The organism is Flavobacterium sp. UBA2787 (genome assembly GCA_002352205.1).
Lineage (GTDB): Bacteria > Bacteroidota > Bacteroidia > Flavobacteriales > Flavobacteriaceae > Flavobacterium.
Genome location: DEHZ01000010.1, coordinates 182,613 through 202,040 on the forward strand (window position 1 = coordinate 182,613; position 19,428 = coordinate 202,040).

20 protein-coding genes are annotated in these 19,428 nt (G+C 32.6%); 14 read left to right on the top strand and 6 right to left on the bottom strand.

Going from position 1 to position 19,428, the window contains the following annotated elements; all coding sequences use genetic code 11:
- Nucleotides 1–129: 129 nt before the first annotated feature.
- A complete protein-coding gene (locus B4N66_RS07470; protein WP_291093618.1) occupies nt 130–777 on the top strand; it encodes a class I SAM-dependent methyltransferase in 648 nt (215 codons plus the stop codon).
- 5 nt (nt 778–782) lie between these two features.
- On the opposite strand, the gene B4N66_RS07475 is transcribed toward B4N66_RS07470, so the two are convergent.
- Nucleotides 783–1,583, bottom strand: coding sequence for a glycosyltransferase family 2 protein (locus B4N66_RS07475; RefSeq protein WP_291093620.1), 801 nt, complete (start codon nt 1,581–1,583; stop codon nt 783–785).
- Between the two features lie 85 nt (nt 1,584–1,668).
- On the opposite strand from B4N66_RS07475, the gene B4N66_RS07480 reads away from it, so the two are divergent.
- Genes B4N66_RS07480 through B4N66_RS07490 form a run of 3 tightly spaced genes read left to right on the top strand, consistent with a single transcriptional unit; the run spans nt 1,669 to nt 4,188 of the window.
- Nucleotides 1,669–2,433, top strand: a complete 765-nt coding sequence (locus B4N66_RS07480; RefSeq protein ID WP_291093621.1) for a lipopolysaccharide kinase InaA family protein — start codon at nt 1,669–1,671, stop codon at nt 2,431–2,433.
- A gap of 45 nt (nt 2,434–2,478) precedes the next feature.
- The gene (locus B4N66_RS07485; RefSeq protein WP_291093622.1) at nt 2,479–3,327 is read left to right on the top strand and encodes a glycosyltransferase family 2 protein; all 849 of its coding nucleotides are present in this window, start codon (nt 2,479–2,481) and stop codon (nt 3,325–3,327) included.
- Nucleotides 3,328–3,366: 39 nt separating this feature from the next.
- Nucleotides 3,367–4,188, top strand: coding sequence for a glycosyltransferase family 2 protein (locus B4N66_RS07490; RefSeq protein ID WP_291093623.1), 822 nt, complete (start codon nt 3,367–3,369; stop codon nt 4,186–4,188).
- A 5-nt stretch (nt 4,189–4,193) separates the two neighbouring features.
- Here B4N66_RS07490 and B4N66_RS07495 read toward each other — a convergent pair whose 3' ends face one another.
- A complete protein-coding gene (locus tag B4N66_RS07495; protein WP_291093624.1) occupies nt 4,194–5,252 on the bottom strand; it encodes a glycosyltransferase family 9 protein in 1,059 nt (352 codons plus the stop codon).
- Nucleotides 5,253–5,269: 17 nt separating this feature from the next.
- Complete coding sequence (locus tag B4N66_RS07500; RefSeq protein ID WP_291093625.1) at nt 5,270–6,085, bottom strand: 2,3,4,5-tetrahydropyridine-2,6-dicarboxylate N-succinyltransferase; 816 nt, start codon at nt 6,083–6,085, stop codon at nt 5,270–5,272.
- A gap of 124 nt (nt 6,086–6,209) precedes the next feature.
- On the opposite strand from B4N66_RS07500, the gene B4N66_RS07505 reads away from it, so the two are divergent.
- The 6 genes from B4N66_RS07505 to B4N66_RS07530 all read left to right on the top strand — a co-directional run bounded on the left by B4N66_RS07505 (nt 6,210) and on the right by B4N66_RS07530 (nt 10,825).
- The gene (locus B4N66_RS07505) at nt 6,210–7,052 is read left to right on the top strand and encodes an META domain-containing protein (RefSeq protein WP_291093627.1); all 843 of its coding nucleotides are present in this window, start codon (nt 6,210–6,212) and stop codon (nt 7,050–7,052) included.
- Between the two features lie 17 nt (nt 7,053–7,069).
- The gene (ruvX, locus tag B4N66_RS07510; protein WP_291093628.1) at nt 7,070–7,486 is read left to right on the top strand and encodes a Holliday junction resolvase RuvX; all 417 of its coding nucleotides are present in this window, start codon (nt 7,070–7,072) and stop codon (nt 7,484–7,486) included.
- 104 nt (nt 7,487–7,590) lie between these two features.
- Complete coding sequence (def, locus tag B4N66_RS07515) at nt 7,591–8,178, top strand: peptide deformylase (protein ID WP_248433355.1); 588 nt, start codon at nt 7,591–7,593, stop codon at nt 8,176–8,178.
- Nucleotides 8,179–8,205: 27 nt separating this feature from the next.
- Complete coding sequence (locus B4N66_RS07520) at nt 8,206–8,637, top strand: DUF5606 domain-containing protein (RefSeq protein ID WP_291093629.1); 432 nt, start codon at nt 8,206–8,208, stop codon at nt 8,635–8,637.
- 75 nt (nt 8,638–8,712) lie between these two features.
- Nucleotides 8,713–9,486 carry a nucleoside triphosphate pyrophosphohydrolase gene (gene mazG, locus B4N66_RS07525; RefSeq protein WP_291093630.1) on the top strand — a complete coding sequence of 258 codons (774 nt, stop codon included), beginning with the start codon at nt 8,713–8,715 and terminating at the stop codon, nt 9,484–9,486.
- A 190-nt stretch (nt 9,487–9,676) separates the two neighbouring features.
- A complete protein-coding gene (locus B4N66_RS07530; RefSeq protein WP_291093632.1) occupies nt 9,677–10,825 on the top strand; it encodes a T9SS type A sorting domain-containing protein in 1,149 nt (382 codons plus the stop codon).
- A gap of 52 nt (nt 10,826–10,877) precedes the next feature.
- Here B4N66_RS07530 and B4N66_RS07535 read toward each other — a convergent pair whose 3' ends face one another.
- The 3 genes from B4N66_RS07535 to B4N66_RS07545 form a co-directional block, all read right to left on the bottom strand.
- Nucleotides 10,878–11,510 (bottom strand): carbonic anhydrase, encoded by a 633-nt coding sequence (locus tag B4N66_RS07535; protein WP_291093633.1) that lies wholly within the window; start codon nt 11,508–11,510, stop codon nt 10,878–10,880.
- Nucleotides 11,511–11,528: 18 nt separating this feature from the next.
- Nucleotides 11,529–12,515, bottom strand: coding sequence for a bestrophin family protein (locus B4N66_RS07540; protein WP_291093635.1), 987 nt, complete (start codon nt 12,513–12,515; stop codon nt 11,529–11,531).
- An 84-nt stretch (nt 12,516–12,599) separates the two neighbouring features.
- Nucleotides 12,600–13,280, bottom strand: coding sequence for a Crp/Fnr family transcriptional regulator (locus B4N66_RS07545; protein ID WP_248433361.1), 681 nt, complete (start codon nt 13,278–13,280; stop codon nt 12,600–12,602).
- Nucleotides 13,281–13,387: 107 nt separating this feature from the next.
- Here B4N66_RS07545 and B4N66_RS07550 point away from each other — a divergent pair, with 107 nt between their 5' ends.
- The 4 genes from B4N66_RS07550 (at nt 13,388) to B4N66_RS07570 (ending at nt 19,414) form a co-directional block, all read left to right on the top strand.
- A complete protein-coding gene (locus B4N66_RS07550) occupies nt 13,388–15,811 on the top strand; it encodes a heavy metal translocating P-type ATPase (protein ID WP_291093637.1) in 2,424 nt (807 codons plus the stop codon).
- A gap of 58 nt (nt 15,812–15,869) precedes the next feature.
- Nucleotides 15,870–16,064 carry a cbb3-type cytochrome oxidase assembly protein CcoS gene (gene ccoS, locus B4N66_RS07555; RefSeq protein ID WP_291093639.1) on the top strand — a complete coding sequence of 65 codons (195 nt, stop codon included), beginning with the start codon at nt 15,870–15,872 and terminating at the stop codon, nt 16,062–16,064.
- A 2-nt stretch (nt 16,065–16,066) separates the two neighbouring features.
- The gene (ccoN, locus tag B4N66_RS07560; protein WP_291093642.1) at nt 16,067–18,259 is read left to right on the top strand and encodes a cytochrome-c oxidase, cbb3-type subunit I; all 2,193 of its coding nucleotides are present in this window, start codon (nt 16,067–16,069) and stop codon (nt 18,257–18,259) included.
- 198 nt (nt 18,260–18,457) lie between these two features.
- Nucleotides 18,458–19,414, top strand: coding sequence for a cbb3-type cytochrome c oxidase N-terminal domain-containing protein (locus B4N66_RS07570; RefSeq protein ID WP_291093649.1), 957 nt, complete (start codon nt 18,458–18,460; stop codon nt 19,412–19,414).
- Nucleotides 19,415–19,428: the final 14 nt, after the last annotated feature.

Here is a 19,428-nt window from a genome sequence, read left to right on the forward strand (position 1 = left end):
AATTTTCATATTTAAAAACCTATTTTTTTACAAATATAAATGAATTATAATTGACGTTTTTATTTTAAAAATAATTATGGAATATTTGATTAAATTTTTTAATACTTTTGAGAAAAATAAATAAATACAATGAATTACGATAATAAGCCAAGTCATTACTACAGTAAAGTTAGGCACGAGATGCTTAAATATATGCCTGTTGGTACAAAAAGAATATTAGAAGTTGGTTGTGGAAATGGATGTTTAGGAGAAGAAATAAAGAAAAATGCTGAAGTAGAAATCTGGGGAATTGAAATGATGGAAGATGAAGCGGAGTCTGCTAAAAAGGTGTTAGACAAGGTTTTTGTCGGAAAATGTGAGGATTTTTTAAACGAATTACCAGATAATTATTTTGATGTAATCTATTTTAATGATGTTTTAGAACACTTATTTGACCCTTATTCTTTACTTAGTAGCATTAAAAGTAAGCTTAGTTCTAATGGCGTTGTAATAAGTTCGATACCTAATATGCGGTATCATAATGAACTAAGAAAATTGTTAATCAAGAAAGATTGGAAATATGAACAACATGGTGTTATGGATTTTACACACATGCGGTTTTTTACACAAAAAAGTATTAGAAGAATGTATGAAGATGCAGGTTATTCAGTACTCATAAATGAAGGAATCAATAAATCAAAATCATTAAAACCTATTCTTTATAATATTTTATTCTTGTTTACTCAAAAGGATATTTTTTATCTGCAATTTGCTACAGTTGCTTCAAAAAAAGTTTAGAATATTTATGATTGGATGTGTTTATCAATTCCATTTTCAGTAAAGAAAGAGGTTGAATTTAAGCTTTTATCTAGAACTTGGTGTGTGTAATCTAGGTTGTTTTTTGCTGCTTCTTTGTGGTATATATGATAAATAATAGCCGTAAATTTTAATCGCTTACCAACTAAACCAATTTTGTGAAATCGATGTGCTAACTCATAGTCTTCTCCTCCCCACCCAAAAAAATCTTCATTATACCCATTTATTTTTAAAAAATCTTCTTTCCAAAAAGACATATTGCAACCTCTTAATTTTAGAGAAACTGAATTCAAAGGTTTTTGCATTTTCATTAAAAAAGGCAATCGCAAACTTCTAAACCTTTTTTTTATACCTAATGAAAAAAAATTAAAATTAATCATTTTGGTAGAAAATAGTGTGGGAAGAAATGATTTAACTATGTTTACTCTTGACCCAAAAAGATATTGTTTTTTTTTAGCAAAAATTAAATGATCTTTCACAAAATTAGAATTCAATATAACGTCACCATCAACTTGGATTATATAAGAGTAAGATGATTTTGCAATTGCTTTATTTCTTATTTCGGCTAGTTTGAACCCTGTATCTTCATGCCAAACATGAACAATTTGAACTTTAGAAATTTTGGTGTAGTGTTCTATTAAATACTTGGTTTCTTCTCTCGAACCGTCGTCTGCAATGATAATTTCATTTGGAGATATAGATTGATTGATAGCACTTTTTAAACACAGATCCAAAGCTTCTGGCCAGTTATAGGTGGAAATGATAAGACTACAATCAGGATATTCCATAAGAATTAAATTTGGGTAAATTTAAGCTTTAAATTTGAAGTATAAAATACTATATTTACATTTGCCTCAACATTAGATATTTCAAATGAAGTCAGTAATTATTAGTACTAAGTTTAAATTGTTTCAGAATGAATTACTTGATGTAATTGATAATTTCAATGAAAAGGGTAAACTTTTTGATAATAGAATAAGAAATAAAATAAAACTTTTTGAATTTAACGGATTTACAATTAATGTAAAATCGTTTAAAAAACCCAATTTTATTAATAAAATAGTTTATCGATATTTCAGAAAATCAAAAGCGAAACGTTCTTTTGAGTTTGCTAATAAATTGTTGGAAAATGGAATTGGTACTCCTCAACCCATAGCATTTTATGAAAATTTTGATTTAATTGGGTTAAATGATAGCTATTATATTAGCGAGCATTTGAATTGCGATTTGACTTTTAGAGAGTTAGTTTTACAACCCGATTATCCTGAATGGGAGTTGATTTTAAGAAAGTTTACGAAGTTTTCTTATAAACTTCATCAAAAGGGAATCGAATTTAAAGATCATTCTCCGGGAAATACTCTAATTAAAAAAAATGAAAATAATGATTATGATTTTTATTTAGTTGATTTAAATCGAATGGAATTTCACAGTACAATGAGTTTTAATATGCGTATGAAAAATTTATGTCGTTTAACGCCTCATAAAGAAATGATTGCTATAATGAGTAATGAATATGCAAAAAGTTCGCAAGAATCTGAACAATTAATTTTTGAAATTTTATGGAAGTATACTTCTGATTTTCAAAATAAATTTCAAAGAAAGAAAAGATTAAAAAAGAAATTTCTTTTTTGGAAATAATATATCTAAAAAAACCACTAATTTTCCATCCTCGATATAGGATTAATGAAAGTTTCAATAATTATCACGACATACAATGCAGAGGAATGGTTGCGAAAAGTCTTAATTGGATTTAGCGTTCAGTCTGTTGATGATTTTGAAATTGTGATTGCTGACGATGGTTCTACACAAAAAACGAAAGAAGTAGTAGATAGTTTTTTGTCAAAATTTAAACACCCAATTGTTCATGTTTGGCATGAAGATGATGGTTTTCAAAAATCAAAAATTTTAAATCAAGCCATTCTTAAATCATCCTCCGATTATCTTTTGTTTACAGATGGAGATTGTATCCCGAGAAATGATTTTATAGCAACGCATTTACTTCACAAAGAAGAAGGTTATTTTTTATCCGGGGGATATTTCAAACTTCCCATGTCAATTTCCAATGCCATTTCAGAAATAGATATTGTTTCTCAAAATTGTTTTGATAGTTCTTGGTTGAGAAAACAAGGCTTGAAATTTAATTTTAAACTCACTAAACTCACAAAAAATAAATGGTTTGCTGCGTTTATGAATTGGTTAACTCCTACCAAGAGGTCATGGAATGGTCATAATTCATCAGGCTTTAAAAAAGATATTCTAGCCGTTAATGGTTTTAATGAAGATATGAAATATGGTGGTTTAGATCGCGAGTTAGGAGAGAGAATGTTTAACAACGGAATGCTTTCTAAGCAAATTCGGTATTCTGCAATTTGCTTGCATTTAGATCATAAACGCTCTTATGCAACAAAAGAAAGCATCTCCAGAAATCAGGCCATTAGAAAGTTCAACAAAAAAAATAAAATTACTTGGATTCCCAAAGGAATTAAAAAAATGAATAAGTTAAACAGTATGAATTCCGATTCACACATTTAATGCTTATTTTTGTATCATATAATAATGCAACTCCTAAATATGAAAATTTCTGTCATAGTTAGTACCTACAATGCCGAAGAATGGCTGGAAAAAGTACTTATTGGATATAGTGTTCAAACTTATTCTGATTTTGAATTAATCATTGCCGATGATGGTTCCAGACCGTTGACTAAAGAATTAATCGATCGTTACAGCCAAAATTATCCGGTTCCAATTCGTCATTTGTGGCATGAAGATTTAGGTTACAGACGTCAAGAAATTTTAAATGTGGCTATCGTAGAAGCTAATTATGAATACATTATTATGACAGATGGTGACTGTATTCCCAGAAAAGATTTTGTAGAAGTGCATGCTAAATATGCTGAAAAGGGAAGGTTTTTATCCGGTGGTTATTGCAAATTAAGCATGAAAGTAAGTAAATTAATTTCTGAAGAGGATATTAAAACAGGCACTTGCTTTGATGTTAAATGGTTGAAAAGTAAAGACAAACTTGGTTTCTCTCAAACCCTTAAACTTTCTACCGATGGAGTAATGGCAACAATATTAGATACTGTTACACCCACAACACCCTCCTTTAATAATTGCAATTCTTCAGGTTTTAGAGAAGATATGATTGCTATTAACGGCTATGATGAACGAATGAAATATGGTGGTCCGGACAGAGAGTTTGGAGAACGTCTTGAAAATAATGGAATAAAAGGAAAGCAAATTCGTTATCAAGCCATTGTTTTGCATTTAGATCATGCTCGAGGTTATAAAACATCCGAATCATTGGCAGCAAATCTTGCAATTAGAAAAGATGTAAAAGACAATAAAATTGTTTGGACTCCTTACGGAATTAAAAAAGAGTTGAATAAATAAAAAGATTATTTGTTTTTTTCTAATCGATTTAAGTAAGCATTGAGTTTATCTTTGTACAATTCCGGATTAAATTTTTCATACCATTCTAACGCTTTATCTTTAAAGTTTTTAGGATGCTTATTTTGATATAAATCAGGATAATAATCACTCAAATGAACAACGTCATGCAAACCTGTTTCTTCCAAAATATTCCATGATGTTTTGTTAATCCATGGAGCATAAATGGTGAAAGTTGGAATTGAAAGTGCTTTTGCCATATTCGTTGCACCACCTTCATTACCAATTAAAGCATCACATTGCGATAATAATCCAAGAAAATCACGTAAACTATTGGCATAAAAATCAAGGTTTATTTTTGATTTAGTTTCTTCAGAACAAAGGTCAAATATAACCTGAACTTGCTCTCTTTGATTCGGAATATAATTAAATAAAATTTGGATGTCACGCTGATAAGCAATTTCGTCTAAAACCTGAGCCATATATTTTGGTGGTAAACTTTTGTTTTTTCCACTTCCCAAAATGCTAATCATATACAAAGGTTTTTCATTTTTTAACTGTTGACCAATTGTATTTTTGGCTTTCAAAATTTCATCTTTTGTCAGATGAATTTTAGGATAAATAGGTTTAACCTCTTTTTCCAAAGCAGTTTTCGCTAATAAAATTCGATAGGCATTTGCCGTTCCATTGCATTCTGTGTCAGGAACTACGGTTTTTGTGTGAAAAAATGTGTTATACCATTTATAATGACCTACAATTGTTTTAGCTCCACTAAAATAGGCGGGAAGTATGCTTTGCCATTTTCCGTAAGCATCAATAACAATAGAATATTTTTCTTTTTTAAGCAGTTTTCCAAATGTCATTAGTTTAAAGAAACCTTTGTGCTCATTCGGGTCAAATAGAATTATCTTGTCAATATAAGGGTTGTTTTCTACGACAGCAATTGTATTTTTTTGAATCATGTAATGAATCTCCCAAGTAGGATTTTCTCTTTTAAGAACTTCGCAAATCACGGTGCTAGCCAGCACATCACCAATCATTTTATTCTGAATTACAAGTACTTTCATCAAGATAGTTCATTAAATTAAACCGCCACATTATATTCTCTCAACGCATCGTTTAGTGAAGTTTTCAAATCAGTGGATGGTTTACGCTGACCAATAATCAAAGCACACGGAACTTGAAATTCACCTGCAGGAAATTTTTTGGTATAAGTTCCAGGAATCACCACAGATCGAGCAGGAACATAACCTTTATATTCAACCGGACTTTCGCCAGTAACATCAATAATTTTTGTTGAACCGGTTAACACAACATTCGCACCTAAAACGGCTTCTTTTTCTACCCTAATTCCTTCAACTACAATGCATCTTGAACCAATGAAAGCTCCGTCTTCAATGATAACAGGTGCAGCTTGAAGCGGTTCTAAAACACCACCAATGCCAACTCCGCCACTCAAGTGAACGTCTTTTCCAATTTGAGCACAACTTCCAACGGTAGCCCATGTATCAACCATTGTTCCTTCATCAACGTAGGCTCCGATATTCACATAACTTGGCATCATAATCACACCTTTTGAAATATAAGATCCATATCTCGCCACAGCCGGAGGAACAACACGAATGCCCTTTGCAGCATAATCACGTTTTAAAAGCATTTTGTCGTGGTATTCAAAAATACCGGCTTCCCACGTTTCCATTTTTTGAATTGGGAAATACATCACTACGGCTTTTTTTACCCATTCATTCACTTGCCAACCATCTGTTATCGGTTCTGCCACGCGAAGTTTTCCGTTATCCAATAAATCAATAACATTTCTAATGGCTGAAATTGTAGTTTCTTCTTGCAATAAAGCTCTGTTTTCCCAAGCTTTTTCTATGATAGATTGTAGTTCGTTCATGGTTATTTTAATTTGAAACAAAGATAAAATCTTTTAGCCACAAAAAATGGTTTGATTTTTGTAAACTTTAAATTTTTTGAAAACAAAAAGCAGTAAATTTGTGATAAACCTTAAAGTAACAAATATGAAAACAAAAGTAATTATCTTGATGACTCTATTTTTTTTAGTAGTGAGTTGTGCTAAAAAGGATAAAAATGAAACAACCGATACAATGGTTGTAGATTCAACAGAAGTTGTTGTTAATGACGATCATAATGCAAAGAATTCATTGGATTATATGGGATATTATAGAGGAATTATTCCCTGTGCTGATTGTGAGGGCATTCAAACAGAATTAATTTTAGAAGAGAAATTCTATGTTTTGAAAACGATGTATTTAAACATAGGCAATGATAAATTTTCTCAACAAGAAGGAACTTACTCTTGGAATGAGGCAGGCAATACAATAATTTTAGAAGGAATTGATAATGGACCTTCACAGTATTTTGTGGGTGAAAATTACTTAATTCAATTGGATTTGAAAGGAAATAAAATTACAGGTGATTTGGCTGATAAGTATGTATTGAACAAAACTGTGCCACCTCCACCACCAGCACCAGATTCAATAAAACCTCAAAAGACCTTATTTATATTTAATAAATGGAAACTAGTTGAATTAAACGGTAAACCAGTTCAAAATACTAGGGATTCCAAAAAAGAAATGTTTATTCAATTAAATAAAGAAAATCGTTATGCTGCATTTGCCGGATGCAATAATATGATGGGAAGTTATGAAATCAAAGAAGATGCCATGAGAATCAAATTCACCAAAGGAGCATCGACTATGATGGCTTGCCCTGATATGACGACTGAACAAGATTTTGCAGAAATGCTAGAAAAAGTAGATAATTACAGTATAAACGGAAATAATTTATCATTCAATAGAGCAAGAATGGCTCCGTTAGCTCGATTTGAAGCAATCAAATAATAATTTAAAATCAAATAATGCCAAGAATCCTCGCCATAGATTACGGAATCAAACGAACCGGAATTGCCGTTACAGATGAATTGCAAATCATTGCATCCGGACTAACAACCATTCCATCAGAAACAATTATTCCTTTTTTAAAAGACTATTTTTCGAAAGAAAATGTTTCTACTGTTTTAATTGGCGAACCCAAACAAATGAACGGTTTACCATCAGAAAGCACACCAATTATTGAAAAATTTGTGACGAACTTTACAACTGAATTTCCGGAGATGAAAGTCATTCGTGTAGATGAACGATTTACTTCGAAAATGGCTTTTCAAACGATGATAGACAGCGGATTAAGTAAAAAACAACGCCAAAACAAAGGTTTGGTTGATGAAATTGCCGCAACCATTTTGTTACAGGATTATTTGACCAGAAAAATGATTTAACAGAAAACCTACCTGAATTAAAGCAAAAATCAAGATTCTTTTTATTACTTTTGCATCCGAATTTAATCAAAATTTTTAAATTCTAATTCACTAAAATTGCTCTTATGATTTTACCAATTGTTGGATATGGTGATCCGGTTTTACGAAAAGTAGGTGCAGAAATTTCACCGGAATATCCCAATTTATCGGAACTTATTGCAAACATGTACGATACCATGTACAATGCGTATGGCGTTGGTTTAGCTGCTCCTCAAATTGGTTTAGCTATTCGTTTATTTATTGTTGATACCGCACCATTTGCCGAAAGCGATGATTTATCAACAGAAGAAACAGAGCAATTAAAATCATTTAAAAAAACATTCATCAACGCTAAAATTGTTAAAGAAGAAGGCAATGAATGGGGTTTCAACGAAGGTTGTTTGAGCATTCCCGAAGTGCGTGAAGACGTTTTCAGAAAAGAGCGAATTACAATTGAATATGTTGATGAAAATTTTGTTAAACATTCCGATGTTTATGATGGTTTAATAGCCAGAGTGATTCAGCACGAGTACGATCATATTGAAGGAATTTTGTTTACTGATAAAATATCATCACTCAAAAAAACGTTAATTAAAAAAAGATTGCAAAACATCATTGACGGAAAAATTTTTCCTGATTATAGAATGAAGTTTTTCAACAAAAAAGGAAGATAATACACAAGTTTAATTTATATTTTAAAAATGAGTTTACAAAAAATATTAGCCATTTCGGGAAAACCGGGATTATTCGAATTAAAAATTCAAACCAGAACAGGATTTGTTTCAGAAAGCTTTTTAGACGGAAAAAAAATCACTGTCGGTATGCGAAGCAATGTGAGTTTACTTTCTGAAATAGCCGTTTACACCTACAACGAAGAAATTAAATTAGCCGAAGTTTTCAAAGCTATTGCTACGAAAGAAAATGACGGACCAACTACAATTTCTCATAAAGACGATAACAGTATTTTATCAACTTATTTTAGAGAAGTTTTACCTGAATTTGATGAAGACAGAGTTTATCCTTCGGATATTAAAAAAATCATTAATTGGTACAATATGTTGCAACCAAAAGGATTAGTTTCGGTTGAAGCATTATCAAAAGAATTAAAAGAGGCTGAAAAACCGGCTGAATAATTTTATAAAAAATTAAATCATAATTAAATCCTGCTTTCGAGTAGGATTTTTTATTTTTACATAAATCAAAATCAAATGAATACAAGAGAAAAACAACTCGAAGCCTTTGGTCGCTTGTTAGACATTATGGACGATTTGCGTGAAAAATGTCCTTGGGATAAAAAGCAAACCTTAGAAAGTTTACGCCATCTCACCATCGAAGAAACCTACGAATTAGGCGATGCTATTTTGGATAATGATTTACAAGAAATCAAAAAGGAATTAGGCGATTTGTTGTTACATATTGTTTTTTATGCCAAAATAGGTAGCGAAACCAATGATTTTGATATTGCTGATGTAGCCAATAGTATTTGTGATAAATTGATAGATCGTCACCCACATATTTATGGTGATGTAGTTGTTGCCAATGAAGAAGAAGTGAAACAAAATTGGGAAAAACTAAAACTCAAAGAAGGTAAAAAGTCTGTTTTAGAAGGTGTTCCGAAGAGTTTGCCGGCTCTTGTAAAAGCAAGTCGAATTCAAGATAAAGTGAAAGGTGTTGGTTTTGATTGGGAAGAACCACATCAAGTTTGGGATAAAGTTCAGGAAGAAATTTCAGAATTTCAGGAGGAAGTAAAATCAGGAAATTTCGAAAAAATGGAAGCCGAATTTGGTGATGTTTTGTTTTCGATGATCAATTATGCACGGTTTTTAAAAATTAATCCTGAAGATGCTTTGGAGCGAACAAACAAAAAATTCATGAAACGATTTATGTACCTAGAAAGTAAAGCTGGTGAGTTAGGAAAACCCCTTGTAGATATGACTTTAGCCGAAATGGATGTCTTTTGGGAAGAAGCAAAAAAGCTATAAAAACCATCAACGAAAACGTTTTCGTATATCTTTGAATTTTATACAACAAAAACAAATTATTGTTGCATTTTCATACTTTAAAAGTGTTAAAAAATACTTAATTTTGAATTATTCATAAATCATAATCTCATTTTTTGCTATTGATTTTAAGTAAGTTAACTTTGTTAATTAACTAAAAATCAATAGTCTTATGATTAAAAAATTACTTTTATCTTTCGTAATGGTTTGTAATGTTTCGATTGTTTTTGCACAATTCGACAACATATCCATTATTGGTCAGTTTACCAATTGGTCTGTCGATGTTCCATTGGTTACCGAAGACGGAATTATTTACACACTCTCTTCTCAAAATTTCGGAGTAGCTGGTGGAGCTAAATTTAGAAAAGATAATGCATGGGTAACCGATTGGGGATCAAACACTTTTCCAACAGGAACAGGTGTTCAAGGTGGACCAGATATCCCTGTACCGGTTGGAACGTATGATATCGTTTTTAATAAAGATACTGGAGCTTATGTTTTTACCGAAGTTGAATCTGTTTATGACGATATCGGATTTATTGGCGGATTTAATGAATGGACGGAAAGTGAACCTATGACAACTTTTGATGGTGTTTTATATACTAAAGATGATTTTCATTTTACAGCTAATAATATGAAATTTCGAAAAGATAACTCTTGGGATGTAAATTGGGGAGGAACTACTTTTCCATCCGGAGAAGCTGTTCCGGGGGGAAATGACATTCCATTAACGTCTGGTTTTTATAATGTTGCTTTTAATTACAGTGGATTAAACTACACATTTATCCAAGTTCCTGTTTCAATTATTGGTGATGGAGCTCAAGGTTGGGAAACAGACATTGCCTTACCTACAACAGATGGTGGCGTTACATTTTTATTAGAAAATTTTGAACTAGTGAATGGATTTGTAAAGTTTAGAGCAAATTCGTCGTGGGGTAAAAATTGGGGAAGTGCCGACTTTCCTACCGGAACGGGTACGCAAAATGGTATGGATATTCCAACAGTTGCCGGAGTTTACAACATTTCATTTAATAGAGTAACCGGAGAATATAATTTTGAAGAAGTATTAAGTGTAAATGATAATAATTTGGTGAAACTAACTGTACATCCAAATCCAGCTACTTCAAGTTGGAATTTGAGTGTTGCGGAAAATCAAATTGATGAAGTTCAACTTTTTGATATTACCGGAAAACTGGTCATTTCTATTCAACCAAAATTAAGTCAAGTTTCAATTGATGGGAACGGATTAACAAGCGGAATTTATTTTGCAAAAGTCAATGCAAACAATGCTATACAAACCATTAAGTTAGTTAGAAATTAATATAGAATTTGTTGTTAAAATGCCATTAGTTTTGCTAATGGCATTTTTATTTTTAAGACTCTCCCAAATTATAAATTTCCATAATATCCTTTAAAACTTCTTTAAAATTAATTTTTAAATCGATTAATTTTCCGGAATGAATGTCAAAAACCCAACCGTGAACCTGTAAATTCCGTTCGCGATACGCTTTTTGAACGGCAGCTGTTTTGATTAAATTGACACATTGTTCCTGAACATTCAATTCAACTAAACGGTTGTATCGTGCATTTTCATCAGCAATAGCATTTAATTCTTTTTTATGAAGACGATACACATCGCGAATGTTACGTAACCACGGATTTAAAATTCCTAAATCCTGAGCTTGCATTGCTGCTTTAACACCTCCACAGAAATAATGTCCGCAAACCACCACGTGGTTAACTTTTAAATGATCCACGGCATAATTCATAACCGACATTACGTTTAAATCAATGCTAATCACCATATTGGCAATATTTCGATGAACGAAAACTTCTCCGGGTTCAACACCCATTAAATCTTCGGCTGTAACCCGACTGTCGGAACAACCGATGTAGAGAATTTCAGGACTTTGCCCTTTTGATAAATTTTCAAAATAATTGGCATCAACTGATAGTTTTTCAGCGATCCACTTTTCGTTGTTTTTAAATACTTTTTCAATTTCCATAATTGATATTTTTTAGATTTACATTAAAATTTTATTTTCTGCTGTTATTGGCAAAGGAAGATTTTCTTCATCCAACATATCTCTTAAATCGATTTCAATTGTTCGACTCAATCCTGTAATTGGGACATCGTTTGCACTTCCTTCAAATGGATTTTCAGTACTTTCGCCTACTTTTTCCATCGATACAAAAACCCACGAAACGACGATGCTGAAAGGAATGGTTAGCCAAACGTAATGTTCACCCAATTTTTGAAATTCGTTTAACATTCCAAACGGTAACAAAATGACAAACAACCAAATAAAGAATAAATTGATACTGGCAAATTGCCGAGGATAAGGAAAGTTTTTAATTCGTTCGCATTTTCCTTGTTGGTCATATAAATCGGCTAAGCGTTTTTCCATTTCAACATATTGAAAATTTTCGATTTTTCCTTGTTGATATAATTCGGCTAATCGTTTGGATTGAAAAGCAATGAGTTGAGTGGCTCTGTTCTTTTTTGATAAGATGTACTTTTGTTCTTCTTCGGATAAATATTTTTTTAATTCTTCCTCCAACGGAATTGATTTTTCTAAAATAGTAAACAAACGGCTGTATTCAACGTTATAACTTTTGGTCATATTTTCCCAATTTCTGGGTTCTCTCAATTGATAACGCAAAGCAGTCAACCAAGCACAATGACGATAAATTAATTCCTGGTGAATAGTTTTATCCGCTATAACAAAATCTTTCGTCATCATTCCCCAAGACCGACTTGAATTGACAATTGCTCCCCAAATTTGACGAGCTTCCCATAAACGATTATAGGTTTGCGTATTTTTAAAACCAATTATAAATGCTGCGGCTGTCCCGACTAATGCAATCGGAACCCACGGAATAGACATCCATTTGCATTCAAACACCTGAAAAAGTAGAGTAGGGATAATGGCTAAAAATAAGAGAACATAAATGTCTCTTCTGGTCCAAAATAAAAATTCCTTGAGTGAGTATTGTCTTCCTGAGTGCATAAATTATTTTTAATTAACTAAGTACCGTTAAAAATAAAAAAAACTGTTTAAAAAACAGTTTTAAAATATACTTTATCCAAAAAATTACTCCGCCATTCGTTTTAATTTATTTTTATCTAAAATCACTATTTTTTTTCCGGTAATATCAATCAAACCTGTTTTGTTAAATTCAGAAAGTAATCGAATACAACTTTCAGTTGCCGTTCCAATCATTCCTGCTAACTCTTCTCTTGATAATTGAATGTGAAGTGAACCATCTTCATTTTTGCCAAAGGTGTCTTCTAAATAGAGCAAAGTTTCAGCTAAACGTTCTTTCACTGTTTTTTGAGCCATTGAAACCATATGATCATCTGCGTCTTTTAAATCGCCACAAATAGTTTTCATCATATTCATCGAAAACTGGTTGTTATTGTTGAAAAACCCTAGTACTTCCGATTTAGGAATAAAACAAACCTCCATATCTTCCAAAGCTACGGCACTCAAATTCGCAGGCTCATCGCTAATCATCGAACGTTGACCCAAAAGTTCACCGGGTTTAACCAATTTTACAATTTGATCTTTTCCGTTGGCACTTAACTTAGATAGTTTACAAACACCATCTTTAATGCAGTATATACCATTAACAGATTCACCTTCTTCAAAAATAGGTTCACCTTTTTTTATGGTGTAAGATGTTTTACAATTAGCCATTTTTAATAGCTCATCTTTGTTTAGGGCTTTTAATGAACTGAATTCCCTCACAATACATTGTTCACATTTGCTCATTACTATTTAGATTTATTGGTATTTACAAAGATAATTAAAGTATGACAAATATCATATTTTAATTTTCATCCTTTTGCAACCTTTGTTACAGGTAAAATGAGCAAATTATGAACACTGGAAATTGTTTCCATTGTGGTTTAGAAATCAACAAAAAAGAAGAGATTATTTATGATGAAAAAAGTTTCTGTTGTAACGGTTGTAAGACGGTTTATGAAATTTTTAGTCAAAATGATTTATCATGTTATTATGATTTTCAAGCATCTCCAGGTGCAACACCACTTGACATTAAAGGCAAATATGATTTTTTAGACAATGAAGATATTGTTTCAAAACTTCTCGAATTCCAAGAGGATGCAACACACATTGTTTCACTCTATATTCCTCATATACACTGTAGTTCGTGTATTTGGATTTTGGAAAATCTACAGAAACTTCAGCAGGGAATAAACACTTCTCAAGTAAATTTTCCGGAGAAAAGAGTTAGAATTACATTCAATCCCGAAGAAACTTCATTAAAGAAAATTGTGGAACTTCTCTGTTCCATTGGTTATGAACCGTACATCAGTTTAGACAATTTTGATGAAGGTAAAAAAGTCATCGATCGAAGTTTGATTTACAAAATTGGCGTTGCTTTTTTCTGTTTTGGAAATATTATGTTGCTTTCCTTTCCGGAATATTTTGAAGTAGAAGAATATTGGATAAATGAATACCGAGGATTTTTCCGTTGGTTGATATTTGCTATTTCGCTTCCGGCCTTCTTTTATTCGGCAAGCGGATATTATGTTTCGGCATACAAAAGCATCAAATCGGGAATGCTCAACATCGACATTCCGATCGCGTTGGGAATTGTGGTGATGTTTATCAGAAGTACGGTTGATATCGTTTTTGATTACGGACAAGGTTTTTTTGATAGCATGACCGGACTCATTTTCTTTATGCTTTTGGGAAAATTATTTCAGCAAAAAACATACGATTTTCTTTCTTTTGAAAGGGATTATAAATCGTACTTTCCGATTGCAATTACTAAGATTTTAGCAGATGGTTCAGAAACTTCTGTTCAAGTGTATGATATTCAAAAAGGCGATCGACTTTTAATTAGAAATCAAGAATTAATTCCGGTAGATGGCATTTTAATTTCCGAAAAAGCATCTATTGATTATAGTTTCGTCACGGGCGAAGCAGTTGCCATCGAAAAAAAATCAGGCGATAAAATTTTCGCAGGCGGAAAACAAATGGGCAAAGTAATCGAAATTGAAGTGCTTTTTTCGGTTTCTCAAAGTTACCTTACTCAATTGTGGAGTAACGATGTTTTTCAGAAGAAAATCGATATAAAACACAAAACAATCACAGATAAAATCAGTCGATATTTCACACCGGCTTTGCTTGGTTTAGCAATTATTTCTTTTTTGTATTGGATTTTCATTGATACCAACACAGCCTTTAATGTTTTTACAGCAATTTTGATTGTAGCTTGTCCGTGTGCATTGGCATTAACCGCTCCATTTACGTTGGGAAATGTGTTACGAATTTTAGGCAAACGAAAATTCTATCTAAAAAATGCCATTGTTATTGAACAATTAGCCAAAGTAGATAGTATCGTTTTTGATAAAACAGGAACCATTACAACCAATAAAAAAACGTCTATCACTTATGAAGGAACTCCTTTAACTGATTTTGATTTAAAGTTATTGAACAATGCTCTTCGAGGTTCCAATCATCCCTTGAGCAGGCGGTTGTATGAATTTATTCCTAACCAAATTAAACTTATTCCAACTCATTTTGAAGAAATAATTGGAAAAGGAATTTATGCCGAAATAAATGGCAATACCATCAAATTGGGTTCTTCACAGTTTTTAAAAACTATGACTGAAAACACGCATAAGAAAACCAAAGTGCATGTAGAAATTAATGGTGTTTATAAAGGAAGTTATGTGTTTAATAATCAATATCGTGAAGGTTTAGAGCAATTATTTCATCAGTTATCAAAGAAATATAATCTGATTATTTTATCAGGTGATAATGATGGAGAGCGAAAAATTTTAGAGAAAATGCTTCCATCCACTACGAAATTGGTTTTCAATCAAAAGCCGGAACAAAAACTGGAATACATTGAAGAACTTCAAAAACAAGGTAAAAATGTTATGATGATTGGCGATGGTTTAAATGATGCCGGAGCATTGGCACAAAGTAACATCGGGATTTCTATTTCCGAAAATGTTAATGTTTTTTCGCCCGCTTGTGACGGAATTTTGGATGCTTCTCAGTTTCAAAAAATTGGATTTTTTATGAACTATTCTAAAAAAGCTATGAAAACGATTTTTATGAGTTTCGGACTTTCCTTAGCGTACAATGTCGTTGGATTGACGTATGCAGTTTCTGGTAATTTATCGCCTTTAGTGGCAGCGATTATTATGCCATTGAGCACCATTACTATAGTAAGTTTTGTAACGATTATGACAAATTTTTATGCACGAAACTCGCAACCCGCAACCCGTAACTTTCAACCCGCAACAAAAAATAATCCTGCATGACAATTATCATATTTTATAAAATCGAGTAAGTCTAATTTTGTTAACATAAATTTAAGGTATGGGCGTCATTTACATTTTAATCACTATCAGCATTATTGTAGCTATTTTTTTTCTGTATGCATTTATAAGAGCAGTAAAAAAAGGGCAGTATGATGATGACTACACTCCATCAGTCAGAATGCTTTTTGACGATGAACTCAAAATCTCAACAAACAAAAAACCAATACAAACAATTAAAGAAAAACAAGTATAATTATGGAGATGCAACAATTTTATTACGACAACAAAATTGTAAAGAAGTTCCTCTACGCCTGTATCATCTTTGGTGTAGTCGGAATGTTAGTAGGCCTCATCTTGGCCATCATGTTTTTATTTCCCAATTTAACCGATGGAATCTCGTTCCTAAGTTTTGGTAGATTAAGACCTTTACATACCAACGCAGTAATCTTTGCCTTCGTTGGAAACGCCATTTTTGCCGGAGTATATTATTCAATGCAACGATTGCTAAAAACCAGAATGTACAGTGATTTATTGAGTAACATCAACTTTTGGGGATGGCAATTAATCATTGTTGCGGCTGCAATTACGTTACCATTAGGGTATTCAACTTCTAAAGAATATGCCGAATTAGAATGGCCAATTGATATTGCCATTGCTTTAATTTGGATGGTATTTGGTATTAATATGATTATGACAATTCTAAAACGTAGAGAGCGTCATATTTATGTAGCGATTTGGTTTTATATCGCCACATTTGTAACAGTTGCTATTCTTCACATTTTTAATAGTTTAGAATTACCGGTTTCCGGTTTAAAAAGTTATTCGGTATATGCCGGCGTTCAAGATGCTTTGGTGCAATGGTGGTACGGACACAATGCTGTTGCCTTTTTCTTAACAACACCATTCTTGGGATTGATGTATTACTTTGTTCCTAAAGTGGCAAACCGTCCTGTTTATTCATACCGATTATCTATCATTCACTTTTGGTCGTTGATTTTCATTTATATCTGGGCCGGACCTCACCATTTATTATACACAGCTTTACCGGATTGGGCTCAAAACTTAGGAGTTGTTTTCTCTGTGATGTTAATTGCTCCATCTTGGGGTGGTATGATTAACGGACTTCTAACATTAAGAGGTGTTTGGGATAAAGTTAGAACAGATGCCGTGTTAAAATTCTTTGTTGTTGCAATCACCGGTTATGGTATGGCAACGTTTGAAGGACCAATGCTTTCGCTTAAAAACGTTAACGCTATTGCTCACTTTACTGATTGGATTATTGCACACGTTCACGTTGGAGCATTAGCTTGGAACGGATTTATGACTTTTGGTATGATCTATTGGTTAATACCTAGAATGACCAAAACCAAATTATATTCTGAAAAATTAGCCAATTTCCATTTCTGGATTGGAACATTAGGAATCATTTTATATGCTTTACCATTATATGTTGCCGGATTTACCCAAGCTTCTATGTGGAAACAATTCAATCCAGACGGAACTTTAGTATATGGTAACTTCCTTGAAACAGTTACGCAAATCATGCCAATGTATTGGATGCGTGCCATCGGAGGAACTTTATATGTTGCAGGTTTACTAGTTTTAGTATATAACGTAATCAAAACAGTTGCTGCCGGTTCAAAAGTAGAAGATGAATTAGCCGAAGCACCAGCCTTAGCCGTAATTTCTTCAAAAAGAATGAAAGGTGAAAAATGGCACTCTTGGTTAGAAAGAAGACCAATTCAATTTACAGTTTTATCGCTAGTAGCAATTTTAATTGGAGGTATAATTCAAATTATTCCAACTATAGTAGTGAAATCTAATATTCCAACTATTGCTTCTGTAAAACCATATACACCAATGGAATTAGAAGGTCGTGATTTATATATCCGTGAAGGTTGTGTGGGCTGTCACTCGCAAATGATTCGTCCGTTCCGTTCAGAAGTAGAACGTTATGGTGAATATTCAAAAGGAGGAGAATATGTATATGATCACCCATTCTTGTGGGGTTCTAAACGTACAGGTCCGGATTTACATAGAGTTGGAGCCAAATACAATGATAACTGGCACTTTAACCACATGTGGGATCCACAAAGTACATCTCCGGGTTCAATCATGCCAGGCTACAAATGGATGTATGATAATAAGCCGATGGATTATTCATTAATTGAGAAAAAAATGGAAGTGATGGTAACGTTAGGTGTTCCTTATACAGAAGAGGATATTAAAAATGCCAGAAAATCCATTGATGAACAAGGTGCTTTAATCGAAAAAAATCTTCATGCCGATCCTGATTTTGTAAAATCGTATGAAGAAAGTAAAAAGAATGCAGCAACTCGTGGAGAAGAATTTGTTCCGATGAAAGACAGAGAAATTACAGCGTTAATTGCCTATCTGCAACGTTTAGGAACTGATATTAAAGTAAAAGAAACTGTTCAAAATAAATAGTCATGCTAAAGTTTATCAAACACCACATGGATACGATTGTAGGAATTGAAATATATCCTATCATCTCATTGAGCATTTTCTTTCTATTCTTTGTATTGCTTTTAGTATGGGTATTTTCCTATAGCAAAGAAACAATCAATGAACTAGGTGATATACCTTTAAAAGAAGATAATTAGTAAAACCTATTAAACGTAAAAAATGAAAAAATTAATTCCATCATACGTCAGAGTTCCATTGATTTTTGCCCTTGTAATGGGTGCAATGGAATATTTTATAGACTCAGGAGACAAACCGGCTTTTATCGAGTACCCAATGGTTGCCTTATTTTTAGGAGTTTTCCTTTTCTTATTGGTCGCTATAGAAATTGTAGTAAGTGCCGTAGATAAAGTAACCTACCACATGCTCTCTGAAGAACAGAAAAAACAATTGGAGGAAGCACAGTCATTACCTTTCACGGAAAGTGCTTTTTATCAAAGTTTGTCAAAAAAATTAACTCGTTCTAAAGAAATCGAAGAAGAGCACGATATATTGCTGGACCACGATTATGACGGCATCAAAGAATTAGACAATGTATTGCCACCTTGGTGGGTGAATTTGTTCTATTTAACTATCATTTTTGCCATTATTTATTTGGTGAGATTCCACATATATAATGATTATGATCAAGCTTCGGAATTTGAAACCGAAATGGCTATCGCAAAAGCAGAGGTTGAAAAATATAAATTAACGGCTCCGGACTTAATGGATAAGGATAAAGTTACTTTATTAACAGATGCTACTGCATTAGCAGAAGGTAAAAAATTATATGAAACAAATTGTGTAGCTTGTCACAAACCAGATGGAGGAGGTTCTATCGGACCAAACCTTACAGATGAGCATTGGATTTTAGGCGGAGGTATTAAAAACGTCTTCAATACATTAATGGAAGGTGGTCGCGAAGGAAAAGGTATGGTGTCGTGGAAAGCCACCATAAAACCGTCTGATTTGCAAAAAGTAGCCAGTTATGTTTTATCACTTCAAGGAACAAATCCACCAGATGCAAAACCTGCCGAAGGAGATATTTGGGTTGATGAAAATGCACCAAAAACTGAAACAAGTAAAGATTCTACTGTTACAGATTCTACCAAAACAGTGGCAGAAGTTGCCATAAAATAAAAAATACAAATCCC